This window comes from Capnocytophaga catalasegens (assembly GCF_026005215.1).
GTDB classification, from domain to species: Bacteria; Bacteroidota; Bacteroidia; order Flavobacteriales; family Flavobacteriaceae; genus Capnocytophaga; species Capnocytophaga catalasegens.
In genome coordinates this window covers 60,185-72,204 of record NZ_BPMA01000018.1, presented here as the reverse complement: position 1 = coordinate 72,204, position 12,020 = coordinate 60,185, and the positions used below count along the sequence as shown (strand labels likewise).

General features: G+C 35.9%; 12 protein-coding genes. 9 read left to right on the top strand and 3 right to left on the bottom strand.

Translation table 11 applies throughout. The features are described from left to right. Window positions 1-87: 87 nt before the first annotated feature. The 8 genes from OO775_RS06085 (at window position 88) to OO775_RS06050 (ending at window position 7,449) form a co-directional block, all read left to right on the top strand. Window positions 88-969, top strand: a complete 882-nt coding sequence (locus OO775_RS06085) for a mechanosensitive ion channel family protein (RefSeq protein WP_264846155.1) — start codon at window positions 88-90, stop codon at window positions 967-969. A gap of 21 nt (window positions 970-990) precedes the next feature. Next, window positions 991-2,412 (top strand): TIGR00341 family protein, encoded by a 1,422-nt coding sequence (locus OO775_RS06080; protein ID WP_264846154.1) that lies wholly within the window; start codon window positions 991-993, stop codon window positions 2,410-2,412. Window positions 2,413-2,625: 213 nt separating this feature from the next. Then, a complete protein-coding gene (locus OO775_RS06075; protein WP_264846153.1) occupies window positions 2,626-3,384 on the top strand; it encodes a DUF6261 family protein in 759 nt (252 codons plus the stop codon). 11 nt (window positions 3,385-3,395) lie between these two features. Further along, window positions 3,396-3,989: a hypothetical protein gene (locus OO775_RS06070; protein ID WP_264846152.1), complete on the top strand. Its 594-nt coding sequence runs from the start codon at window positions 3,396-3,398 to the stop codon at window positions 3,987-3,989. A gap of 272 nt (window positions 3,990-4,261) precedes the next feature. After that, window positions 4,262-4,702: a hypothetical protein gene (locus tag OO775_RS06065; protein WP_264846151.1), complete on the top strand. Its 441-nt coding sequence runs from the start codon at window positions 4,262-4,264 to the stop codon at window positions 4,700-4,702. A gap of 50 nt (window positions 4,703-4,752) precedes the next feature. Beyond that, window positions 4,753-5,994: a pyridoxal phosphate-dependent aminotransferase gene (locus OO775_RS06060; protein ID WP_264846150.1), complete on the top strand. Its 1,242-nt coding sequence runs from the start codon at window positions 4,753-4,755 to the stop codon at window positions 5,992-5,994. A 320-nt stretch (window positions 5,995-6,314) separates the two neighbouring features. Further along, window positions 6,315-7,265 (top strand): transketolase family protein, encoded by a 951-nt coding sequence (locus tag OO775_RS06055; protein WP_264846149.1) that lies wholly within the window; start codon window positions 6,315-6,317, stop codon window positions 7,263-7,265. Window positions 7,266-7,305: 40 nt separating this feature from the next. Further along, on the top strand, window positions 7,306-7,449 hold the full coding sequence (locus tag OO775_RS06050) for a hypothetical protein (RefSeq protein ID WP_264846148.1): 144 nt from the start codon (window positions 7,306-7,308) through the stop codon (window positions 7,447-7,449). Between the two features lie 176 nt (window positions 7,450-7,625). Here OO775_RS06050 and OO775_RS06045 read toward each other — a convergent pair whose 3' ends face one another. After that, the gene (locus tag OO775_RS06045; RefSeq protein WP_264846147.1) at window positions 7,626-8,357 is read right to left on the bottom strand and encodes a lysophospholipid acyltransferase family protein; all 732 of its coding nucleotides are present in this window, start codon (window positions 8,355-8,357) and stop codon (window positions 7,626-7,628) included. Window positions 8,358-8,504: 147 nt separating this feature from the next. Here OO775_RS06045 and gcvT point away from each other — a divergent pair, with 147 nt between their 5' ends. Further along, a complete protein-coding gene (gcvT, locus tag OO775_RS06040) occupies window positions 8,505-9,590 on the top strand; it encodes a glycine cleavage system aminomethyltransferase GcvT (protein WP_264846146.1) in 1,086 nt (361 codons plus the stop codon). Window positions 9,591-9,699: 109 nt separating this feature from the next. Here the strand turns inward: gcvT and bshA are convergent, their stop codons facing one another. Both bshA and tsaD read right to left on the bottom strand, forming a co-directional pair. Beyond that, complete coding sequence (gene bshA / locus OO775_RS06035) at window positions 9,700-10,830, bottom strand: N-acetyl-alpha-D-glucosaminyl L-malate synthase BshA (RefSeq protein WP_264846145.1); 1,131 nt, start codon at window positions 10,828-10,830, stop codon at window positions 9,700-9,702. A 78-nt stretch (window positions 10,831-10,908) separates the two neighbouring features. Continuing rightward, window positions 10,909-11,937 carry a tRNA (adenosine(37)-N6)-threonylcarbamoyltransferase complex transferase subunit TsaD gene (gene tsaD / locus OO775_RS06030; protein WP_264846144.1) on the bottom strand — a complete coding sequence of 343 codons (1,029 nt, stop codon included), beginning with the start codon at window positions 11,935-11,937 and terminating at the stop codon, window positions 10,909-10,911. Window positions 11,938-12,020 lie beyond the last annotated feature (83 nt).

Sequence of the window (12,020 nt, the reverse complement as noted above, 5' to 3'; positions counted from 1 at the left end):
AAATAGAGATTTATATATTTATATGTGTTTATTTTGATTTGTATTGTAAGAAATAAAATTATTAACATATAAAAATAATATCTTTTTATGGAAATAAATTTTGTAGAGAAACTAAAAGATGTAATGAACTTTGTAATATTTGATGTCAAAGGAAGTAATTTTACACTGCTTACGCTTATCTATTTGGTGGTGTCAAGTATGGTACTTGTATTTGTGGTTAAGCGAATTACTTACTTCTTGGAGCATAAATTTTTTGCTACTCGAATTACAGAAAAGGGAAATCGGTCGGCGATTGTTACTATTATACGCTATTTGATTCTACTTTTTGGATTTTTGTTTATTTTCAAATCAGCGGGGTTTGATTTGGGGGCGTTTAGTTGGCTTTTAGGAGCGTTGGGTGTCGGTCTGGGGTTCGGCTTGCAGAATATTACTAATAATTTCATTTCTGGGATTATTATTTTGTTTGAACGCCCGATTAAAGTCGGCGATCGCATTCAGGTAGGTGATATTATGGGTGATGTTGTAGCAATTTCAATGCGTTCTACAAGAATTATCACTAATGATAATATTTCCGTAATCGTGCCAAACTCTCAGTTTATCAACGGGAATGTTACCAATTGGTCGCACAATGATAGATTGGTACGTTTCCATTATCCAATAGGCGTTTCATACAAAGAAAATCCTGAAGAGGTAAAAAAGATAGTATTATCAGTGGCCGAAAATCACGAAGGTGTGCTTAAAGACCCCGCACCTGCCCTTTGGTTTGTAGAGTATGGCGATAACTCACTAAATTTTGAGCTTGTTGTTTGGACTTCTACTTATATACAGAAACCTGTGGTACTTAAAAGTGAGCTGTACTATATTATCTTTAAGGAATTTGAAAAACATAATATTGAGATACCATTTCCACAACGGGATATTCATATTCGCTCGGGATTGGAACAAAAAATAATAAAAAATCAAGGGTAAATAAACTAAAAACTACTATATATGAATCAGACAAATGAAACAAAAGAACGTGTATCTTTAGAAGAACAACCGAAAAATATCTGGGAACAGATAAAAGACTTTTTTGGAGAGCTGATGAATATTCAGCAAGATACCGACCGCGTAGCAACTATCGAAAGTATCAAGAATGATATTTCTTTTAAGGGACATACCTCTTGGATTCTGATATGCTCGATTGTCATTGCTTCGCTCGGACTGAATGCAAACTCCACGGCGGTTATCATTGGTGCGATGTTAATATCGCCTCTGATGGGTCCTATCTTAGGTATGGCGTTGTCATTGGCAATCAATGATGTAGATTTACTCCGCCGAGCAGTTAAGAACTTCGGAGTGATGGTTTTTTTGAGTGTTACATCGGCATTTATCTTTTTTTGGTTGTTTCCACTTCGTGACACTTCGTCCGAACTTCTGGCAAGAACTACTCCTGATATTCGCGATGTGTTGATTGCCTTTTTCGGAGGATTAGCATTGGTTATCGCTCGTGCGAAACGCGGCACGATGGCAAGTGTTATATTTGGTGTTGCCATTGCTACGGCTTTGATGCCTCCACTTTGTACAGTTGGTTTTTTCTTGGCGGTAGGTAATTGGAAATTGGCTTTTGGAGCATTATATCTATTTTTAATCAATACGATATTTATTGGTTTGGCAACTTTTATTGTGCTTCGGGTATTGAAACTCCCAATGGTAGTATATGCTAATTCGTCCAGAAGGAAACGAATTTCAAGAATAGCTTACGTAGTAGCAACACTGATAATGATTCCTGCTGGATATACATTCTACCAAGTGTGGAAGGTGTCGCAGTTTAAAAATAGTGCAAATACCTTTATCGAGAATAGTATTGAGACTTACGAATTTACAGACGGACGCTTTTTGAAGGATTTGTCAAAGGTGGAATATAACGACGGAAATCCGTACATAGAGTTGGTTTTTTTCGGGGATACGCCCATATCGCAGGAAGTACAGACACTTTGGAATAACCAAAAAGATAACTATCAATATCTTAAAAATGCCAAACTCTACATACTGAACGACACGCAGCAGAAAGATCAAAGTCATTATGTGCAAGAACTTTACACCACGAGCAAGCAACAACTTTTGTCCAGCGAGAGTAAGATAAAATTATTGCAGAAAGAAGTAGATGTACTTAGCAAATACAATCGCGAGGCGTCCAAATTCAAACAGATATGTAAGGAAATTTCAGTAAATTATGATGATGTAGTTTCAGTTTCGTTTGCCAATGAGCTTCAAAATAACTTTAAGAAAATTGATACCATTCCTGTATTCAGAATTCATTGGAAAAAAGAAGCAAAAGCTACTGACCGCAAGGCAGAAATGGAAAAAATGAAGCGTTGGCTATCCACTCGGTTAGAATCTAAGAAGATAATTGTCAAGGAAGATAACTAATAGTGGCAGCTATTGAGTATCCATCTTAAAAATTAGTAAAAATAAAGCTAAAAGTGAGTTTTAACATTCTAAATGCTTGTTTTTGAATAAAAAAATAAGTACCTTTGAGGCGAAATCTCCTTCCCAATGTGCGGAGGGTAGGTTTTAGGTTATCAACTCAGTAACCGAAATTCGGAACATAGAATACTAATTAGTAATTTAAAATTTTTTATTATGAGTGCAAACAAATTGATTACGGTAGACTTACACGGGCTACATCAGGCAGAGTTTGGGCAATTTATTACCCGATTTTATGAAGATTTTGGAAAGACTTCACTAAGTGAAGAAACCGATGCGGACTTTAAGATGCTTTTCGATGGTTTGAAAGAGCTAATTCCGAGCTATAATAGGTCGCTTGAGCAATTCCGAGCTACCGAAGAGTCTAAAAAAATAGCCGAATTGGACAAGGTTCGTGACATCGACTTTCAGGCACTTAGAGATAGTATTAAGCCTTATCGAGCTACTAAGAACGCCGTTCAGAAGAACGCTTACGAGGCACTGAAAATAGTTATCGACGTCTATAAAAACGCTTCCAAGGAAGGATACGAGAAAGAAACAAGCCTAATTAGCACTTTAGTTTCTACATTGCAGTCCGACAAATATGCTCCGCACGTGAAAACACTAAGAATCGGGGAATTTGTTACCGAACTGGAAAAGACCAACAAGGCTTTTAATGATGTTTTTGCTCATCGCTCGTTTCTGATGCTACAAAAAGAGACGCTAAATTCGCGTGAATTGCGTAAGGAGATGACTGCCATCTATCGGAAAATGACAAAATATATTGAAACCTTAGCCGATGTGAAGCAAGATGAGTACTACAAAAAAGTTTTGGACGTGATGAACAACAGCCGTAAGTATTACGCTGATATTCTGGCAGTTCGGAGTGGTAGAAAAGGCAAAGGAGAAAAAGAAACTTTGGAAAATGTAAAATAATTTAGGTTTTTATGCAAAAAACTATTTTTATTAGTATCTTTTTCATAGCTTTTTTATTTAGTTCGTGTCGTAATGCAACCAATCAGATGGTTCAAGAAGAGGAAAATCCTATTTCAGATATTATAGAAGAAGAAATAATAACTGAAAGTGAAGAAAAATCGTTCGGTGAAGAGAAAGATATACTTCCAGATACCAATATCCACCCTTCTCATACGGTTGAATTTTTACAAACACTCGAAAAAGGAGCTAATTTAAGTGCTTTTTTTAGTGATAGCTGGACTTTTGTTTATCACGCATACTTTCGTGGTGATGGAACTACCAAAGGAGAAGTTACACAATTGAAAAAAGAACAGATAGACGGCATTATTGAAGTAAAAGTAGAGACTGATGGAGAGGGTTGGTTTGAAAAGTTGCCTCCAAGTACCAATATATTAAAATTTTCCTTAAAAAAGGAAGTTATTGAGTGGGATAGATTTGAGATTACTACCGATACTGAAAAAAATACTATTATAGAAGGTGGTGGATTATCAGATTATTTGATACTTTATTATAATGATAAAAATTTAATCAACAAAATGGAGTATCATAGCGAAGACCCAGGATAGTTTTGTATAAATAAAGGAAATAAATTTTGTATTTTAAGATAATAATCGAATGAATTTACTCCAACATTTGGAATCGGAGCAGAAAAATAAGCAAAAATAGTTACAAACTATGGGTTTCTTATTTCTATAGCGATGAAAATAACCTATAATGTTAGGCTACGGAAATGCAGAGTAAAAAATGGTATTTGAATTCTAAAAATGCAATTTATAAACCAATTGATTGGATTACAATTTTTAAGTAAAATAAATTATTAAATATAAAACAATTAGCAATGTTAAAGAAAATTACACAGATTACGTTAATGGGACTATTATTTTTGAACGTTTCTTGTTCAAAAGATAATAATAACTCATCAGATGATAGGAATGATAGTCCACTTACTTGGATTACAAATGGACAAAATTTCACAGCAAAAGGTGGAAAGGCTTTCGATAGTGATAATTCTATTTTTGTAAATATTACACCTCACGAAAGTGATTGCAATTCCAAGGTTATTGATTTTGTAGATTATATTTCGGTAACTATCCCAAAGAACTCTACATCGAATGAGCTAAATGTTGTTTTCAATTCTAAGAACAAATCAATGAATGCCCTCAATAGCAGTGTAAAATATGAGTATACAGATACGAGTTTTACCATTTGGATAGAAGCAGAAACCATCAACGGAAATAAAGCTACTGGTAAGTTTACTGTTCCATACTGCAAAAAATAGAGAGGTAAAAAAACGATTACAGATTTGGAGAATTAAAAAGTTAAAACATAATGAAAGTATCAAAATTAGCACAACATTTAATTGGTTCTGAGATTGTTAAAATTGGGAATGAGGTAAATGATTTAAAAGCCAAAGGCGAGAAGATAACAAACCTAACTATCGGAGATTTGGACTCCCATATTTATCCCATTCCGTTGGCTCTCAAAAATGGAATCCAACAGGCGTACACCGATAACTTGACCAACTATCCGCCAGCCAGCGGATTGCTATCATTACGGCAGAGCGTTTCTTCAGATTTAAAGAACCGCTATCAGTTGGACTACCCCGCCAGTGATATTCTCGTCGCCGGAGGGTCAAGACCGTTGATTTACGCTACGTTTAAGACCATTGTTGATGAAAATGATAAGGTAATTTATCCCGTGCCTTCGTGGAATAATAACCATTATACGTATTTGAATTCGGCACAGAAGATTGAGATAGAAACCCTTCCGGAAAATAATTTTCTACCTACGGCTCAGGAGCTAAAACCACACCTTTCAGAAGCGGTACTCATCGCTTTGTGTTCGCCTTTGAACCCCACCGGAACGATGTTCTCAAAAACGCAGCTTTTAGAGATATGTGAGCTAATCGTTCAAGAAAACAGACGTCGGGACAAAGGACAGAAACCGCTCTACCTAATGTATGACCAGATTTATGCAATGCTTACCTTTGGCGAGGAACATTTTAACCCCGTGAGTTTGATGCCCGAAATGAAGGATTATACCATTTTTATTGATGGGTCATCGAAATGCTTTGCTGCGACAGGTGTTCGTGTAGGTTGGTGCTTTGGTCCTTCGTTAGTAATCTCCAAAATGGCGGCATTACTGACGCACATAGGAGCGTGGGCTCCCAAACCGGAACAACAAGCAATGGCTGACTTTCTGAAAGACTCCCATTCGGTAAACGATTTTGTAGCTGACTTCAAAGCGAAGATACAAACCAGCTTAGAAACCTTACACCGCGGTATTCAAGACCTCAAAAAGAAAGGATTTGCGGTAGATAGCATCAAGCCAATGGGTGCTTTGTACTTGACAATCAAGCTCGACTATATAGGGAAGCACCAATCGATACAAGATTCGTCGGACTTGGTATTCTATCTCATAAAAAATGCAGGAATGGCGTTAGTTCCTTTCTCGGCGTTTGGTAATTCGCGTCAAATGCCTTGGTTCAGAGCTTCGGTAGGTGGCTGCTCCTTACAAGACATCAAGGACGTATTACCGCGACTCGAAAAAGTATTGACAGAATTGAAGTAAGAAAAAGAAAAAACAAAGTTAAGTTAAAATGAATATATTAACTATAAAAGTAGACGAGTCAATTATAGATAAGCTACCAAATATGCTAAGTAAAAAAAGATAAGTCTTTCTCAATTGATAACGGATTACTTACAGATACTCGGTGAAGATGATGTAAAATAACAAATCAAAATTTCGCCATTCGTTAAAAGTATTTCTGATGGAGAAACTATTCCTTTGGACATTGAAAAAGATAAGGAAGATTATATCAATTATATAGTATAAATAACAAATAATCAATAACAAATAATCAATAACAAACAAAGAAATACATTTAGTTTATGAAATACACAGACACAGGAAAGAAGGACACACGTAGTGGTTTTGGTGCAGGATTAGCGGAATTGGGGCGTACCAATCCTAATGTAGTAGCATTGTGTGCTGACCTTATAGGTTCGCTCAAAATGGAAAAATTTATTGAAGAAAATCCCGAACGATTTTTTCAAATAGGTATTGCCGAAGCCAATATGATGGGAATCGCAGCGGGGCTTACCATTGGCGGAAAGATTCCGTTTACAGGTACATTTGCAGCCTTCTCTACGGGACGAGTTTATGACCAAATCCGTCAGTCGATAGCCTATTCGGGCAAAAACGTGAAGATTTGTGCTTCGCACGCCGGTCTTACTCTCGGAGAAGATGGGGCTACACATCAGATTTTAGAAGATATTGGACTGATGAAGATGCTCCCAGGAATGGTTGTTATCAATCCGTGTGATTATAATCAGACCAAAGCTGCGACTATCACCATTGCGGACTATGTTGGGCCAGTTTATTTGCGTTTTGGACGTCCTGCAGTAGCTAATTTTACCCCCGAAAATCAAAAATTCGAAATCGGAAAGGGAATTCAACTAACCGAAGGTACAGACGTTACGATTATAGCAACGGGGCATTTGGTTTGGGAAGCTTTACTTGCCGCCGACGATCTAGAAAAGCAAGGCATTTCTGCGGAAGTGATAAACATTCACACAATCAAGCCTTTGGATGAAGAAATCGTCATAAAATCAGCAACAAAGACAGGAGCCGTTGTTACTTGCGAAGAGCATAATTACTACGGAGGGTTAGGAGAAAGTGTAGCTCGTGTTTTGGTACAAAAATTACCTACTCCACAAGAATTTGTCGCCGTTAATGATACTTTTGGAGAGTCAGGAACTCCTGGTGCCCTAATGAAGAAATATGGATTGAACAAAGATGGTGTGATTACCGCCGTTATGAAAGTTTTAAAAAGGAAATAAAAGTTTTAAATTCAAAGAAATATTATTTTGTATAATAAAAATGGAAGTGAGCAAAGTGGCACGTAGTAAAATGTACGAAGTGTTCAAAAAACTTATGCAGACCATTAACTCATTAGCTTTTTTGCAGGGCAAAGACAAGTTTGACCGGCTAATCAGAAATATCAATCAAGAATTGGAGCAATAAACCAACAGGTAAACAAACCCAATTCGCTTACGGAAATTTTGTGCATGCTTTCTTTTTAAGTATCGTGGGCAAGTTGTTATTTAGATTGAAAATTATTTTCTATCAAAAAAAACATTGCCTGCGATTTTTTTAGTAAAAAAGCTAAAAATTATTATACAGAAGGTAAGTGTTTATACTTAGCGAGTCAATTTTTCTAGCATAAAGCGATAGGTTTTTTCTTTTAATTCACTTCGTTGCTCTTGTGTGTATCCTTCGGTAGAAATAAAAGGGAATACTTCAGCCCGCATTATCCCCATTTTTCCTGAAAAGAATCGAAACGGAAAGCGCTTTTTACAATCGTAAAAAATCATCGGAACAAGTGGTATTTGATAATCTATCGCTAAGCGAAAAGCTCCGTCTTTGAAAGGAGCTAAGACTACTTTTTCGTCAGGTACGCCTCCTTCGGGAAAAATGCAAATACTCAGCCCTCTGTCCATACGCTCCTTTGCAGAAGCATAGACAGCTTTTCGGCTTTCGGGGCTATTTCTATCGACCAAAATAGCTACACGTTTATAAAAATAACCAAAAATAGGTAAATCGCCTAACTCTTTTTTCCCAACAAAAACAAAAGGTGTTTTGCTGATGTAAAACATCAACATAATATCCATCATACTAGTATGATTGGCAATAAGAACATAACTTTTAGAAGTTTCAAGACGCTGATGTTTTTTAATACGAGGTAAAAATCCCATCCCATACAATATAGGTGTAGCCCAAAAATGGCGTCCTACAAAGTACAGCGCTCCGTACCAAGGCGCTCGAAGCATAAGCACAAGTAGCACAGGAGCCAAGGTAACTGTAAGTATAAAAACAAGGGTATAAAACCAACTGCGCCAAATAGCCCAAAAGAGATATTTTATAAGTTTCATTAGTGAAATAGTTCAAAAATTTAGCAAAATTACGCTTTTATTTTGAATAAACAGATGCGGAACGCTGTAAAAAGTTTTTTGAAAAAACAATTGGTATCTAAAAAAATAATTGTACCTTTGGTCTCAGATTATCAACAATGATTTTTTATGAAAAATATCACATTAAACGATGTACATAATGCCTTAGGAGCTAAAATGGTTCCTTTTGCTGGGTTCAATATGCCCGTGCAATACGAAGGGGTTAACGCCGAACATCAGACTGTTCGCACTGGTGTAGGTGTATTCGATGTAAGTCATATGGGCGAATTCTTTGTCAAAGGAAAAGGAGCTTTAGACCTTATTCAGAAGGTAACTTCCAACGATGCTTCTACATTAGTTGATGGGCGAGCGCAATATAGTTGTATGCCCAATGGTAAAGGAGGTATAATTGATGATTTAATCATTTATAAAATTGCTGATGAAAATTATATGCTTGTGGTCAATGCCTCGAATATTGATAAAGACTGGCAATGGATAAACCAACATAACACATTTGGAGCTATACTCGAAAATTGTTCAGACCAGTATTCGTTGCTTGCAATTCAAGGTCCCAAAGCCGTAGAGGCTATGCAATCGCTTACCCAAATCAATTTGGCAGCTATTCCATTTTATCACTTTACAATAGGTGATTTTGCAGGAATTCCACAGGTTATTATCTCTGCAACAGGATATACAGGCAGTGGCGGATTTGAAGTATATGTAAAAAATGAAGATGCCCAAAAACTTTGGGACAAAGTATTTGAAGCGGGTAAATCGTATGGAATAAAACCCATTGGACTTGCCGCTCGTGATACACTTCGCTTAGAGATGGGATATTGTCTCTACGGAAATGATATTGACGATACAACCTCGCCACTTGAAGCAGGCTTGGGGTGGATTACCAAATTCACCAAAGACTTTATTGATACCGATTTCTTGAAAAAACAAAAAGAAGCTGGCGTTACGCGTAAGTTAATTGCCTTTGAAATGAAAGAAAAAGCCATTCCGCGCCACGATTACCAAATTGTAGATGCTGACGGAAATGTAATTGGAAAAGTAACCAGTGGGACAATGTCGCCTTCGTTGGGTATCGGCATTGGATTAGGGTATGTCCCCATACAATACGCATCGGTAGGAAGTGAAATTTTTATTCAAATCAGAAATAAAAATATACCTGCCAAAGTGGTAAAACTACCTTTCTACAAAAAAGACTAATTATTTTATTTTACATACTATTTCATTTAAAAGATGCCTTTTGTAGAGGCATCTTTTTTTAATTAAATAGCTTATGCTGTTATATAATTTGTAAATAAAAGGCTTGTTTTCAAAAAGTTTTATCTATAATATTTTGATAAATATCCTCATACATCGGAATTATTTTTTCTTCATCAAAAAGCATAGCTTGTTTTTTAGCTTGTTTTTTGAATTTTTTTAAAATTTCAAGCGAACTCAAAATAGAAAGTGCCTTTTGTGCCATTTGAGCAACATCTCCAATAGGGCTTAAATACCCAGAATATCCATTTTTGTTTACCTCGCCAAGTCCACCTGCATTACTCGAAATAACAGGAACACCCATCGCCATTGCTTCTAAGGCTGCCAGCCCAAAACTTTCTGACTCAGACGGAATTAAAAACAAATCTGAAAAACAAAGTATTTCGTTTATATTCAAATAATTGCCTAAGAAGATAACTTTGTCTGCAATTTCCATTTTATTACAAAGTTCTTCGGTTGATTCACGTTCCGGACCATCACCCGCCATCACCAGTTTGGCAGGTTTTTCTTGTAGAATAAGTTCGAAAATACGAACTACATCTTGTGTACGTTTCACTTTTCTGAAATTACTAATGTGAGTGATAACAAATTCGTCTGTAGTGGCAACGGCGCTTCGTTTACAAACTGAAGGGATTTGTTTATATTTGTTCAGATTGATAAAATTGGGAATTACGTGTATTTCTTTTTTGATATTGAATAATTCTAATGTATCTTTTTTCAAACTCTCTGATACCGAAGTTACAACATCAGACGCATTGATACTGAAATTTACAGCAGTTTTGTAATATGGATGATTACCAACAAGCGTAATATCAGTTCCATGTAAGGTTGTAATTATTGAAATATCAATACCTTCTTCGTTTAAGATTTGTTTTGCCATATATCCAGCGTATGCATGCGGAATTGCATAGTGTGCATGAATAATTTGAATACCGAATTTTTTCACCACTTCAACAATTTTACTAGAAAGGGCTAACTCATACGGCTGATAGTGAAACAAAGGATATTCTTCTACATGAACTTCATGAAAATGGATATTTCTATAAAAATGGGCAAGTCTTACAGGCTGACTATACGTGATAAAATGCACTTGATGTCCTTTTTGAGCTAAGGCAATTCCCAGTTCAGTAGCCACAACGCCACTCCCCCCAAAGGTAGGATAACAAACAATCGCAATATTCATAATATTTTATTTTGGCAACAAAAGTAATGTTTTTAAATCAAATAGTGATGCGTTTTTAAGAATAATTACTTTTAAAAATTACGATTTATCAATCATCATTCTTGCTTGTGCAGTAATATCCATCGAGGCAAAATCTTTTTGTAAATATTTAAAATATGCGGCAATACCAATCATAGCGGCATTATCGGTACAATATTCAAAACGCGGAATAAAAGTCGTCCAACCATATTTTTCTTCATTATTTAGAGCATTACGAATACCAGAATTTGCAGAAACACCACCTCCAATTGCTATTTGAGTAATTCCAGTTTGTGCTACTGCCTTTCGAAGTTTTAACATAATAATTTCAATAATTGTATTTTGTACAGACGCACAAATATCAGGTAAATTTTCTTCAATGAAAGTTGGATTTTCTTGTGTTTTTTTCTGAATAAAATACAAAATAGATGTTTTCAGTCCTGAAAAACTGAAATTTAGCCCTTCAACATTGGGTTTAGGAAAAGAAAAAGCAGTTGGATTACCTTGTTGAGCATATAGGTCAATTAAAGGTCCTCCAGGATAAGGTAATCCGAGTATTTTAGCAGTCTTGTCAAAAGCCTCACCTACGGCATCATCTTGGGTTTCGCCCAAAAGAGTCATTGAAAAATAATCGTTTACTTGAATAATTTGAGTATGTCCTCCGCTGATAGTTAGTGCTAAAAAAGGAAATGTAGGACGTTTATGTTTTTCGTTTTCAATAAAATGAGCTAAAATGTGTCCTTGCATATGATTGACCTCTATCAACGGAATAGAAAGTCCCAAAGCTAATGACTTGGCAAAAGAAGTTCCCACCAAGAGTGACCCCATAAGTCCCGGACCTCGGGTAAAAGCAATTGCTGAGAGTTGTTCTTTTGTTATTCCAGATTGTTCTAAGGCTTGTTGTATTACTGGAACGATATTTTGTTCGTGAGCGCGCGAGGCAAGTTCAGGAACAACTCCTCCGTATAATTGATGTACTTTTTGACTTGCTGTTATGTTAGAAAGTACTTTCTGATTTTGCAATACTGCTGCTGATGTATCATCGCACGAAGATTCTATCGAAAGTATAAAAATATTGTTTGTATTCATTGCTTAATTTAAGAAATGTATTATTTTTGCACAAAAATAAAACCTTTTCTGATATCAAAAAATTTTTTCACATAATTGTTCGA

Excerpts from the sequence above, each read along its gene's own strand:
- OO775_RS06085 (WP_264846155.1), top strand. The coding sequence starts at position 88 with ATGGAAATAAATTTTGTAGAGAAACTAAAAGATGTAATGAACTTTGTA.
- OO775_RS06080 (WP_264846154.1), top strand. The coding sequence starts at position 991 with ATGAATCAGACAAATGAAACAAAAGAACGTGTATCTTTAGAAGAACAA.
- OO775_RS06075 (WP_264846153.1), top strand. The coding sequence starts at position 2,626 with ATGAGTGCAAACAAATTGATTACGGTAGACTTACACGGGCTACATCAG.
- OO775_RS06070 (WP_264846152.1), top strand. The coding sequence starts at position 3,396 with ATGCAAAAAACTATTTTTATTAGTATCTTTTTCATAGCTTTTTTATTT.
- OO775_RS06065 (WP_264846151.1), top strand. The coding sequence starts at position 4,262 with ATGTTAAAGAAAATTACACAGATTACGTTAATGGGACTATTATTTTTG.
- OO775_RS06060 (WP_264846150.1), top strand. The coding sequence starts at position 4,753 with ATGAAAGTATCAAAATTAGCACAACATTTAATTGGTTCTGAGATTGTT.
- OO775_RS06055 (WP_264846149.1), top strand. The coding sequence starts at position 6,315 with ATGAAATACACAGACACAGGAAAGAAGGACACACGTAGTGGTTTTGGT.
- OO775_RS06050 (WP_264846148.1), top strand. The coding sequence starts at position 7,306 with ATGGAAGTGAGCAAAGTGGCACGTAGTAAAATGTACGAAGTGTTCAAA.
- OO775_RS06045 (WP_264846147.1), bottom strand. The coding sequence starts at position 8,357 with ATGAAACTTATAAAATATCTCTTTTGGGCTATTTGGCGCAGTTGGTTT.
- gcvT (WP_264846146.1), top strand. The coding sequence starts at position 8,505 with ATGAAAAATATCACATTAAACGATGTACATAATGCCTTAGGAGCTAAA.
- bshA (WP_264846145.1), bottom strand. The coding sequence starts at position 10,830 with ATGAATATTGCGATTGTTTGTTATCCTACCTTTGGGGGGAGTGGCGTT.
- tsaD (WP_264846144.1), bottom strand. The coding sequence starts at position 11,937 with ATGAATACAAACAATATTTTTATACTTTCGATAGAATCTTCGTGCGAT.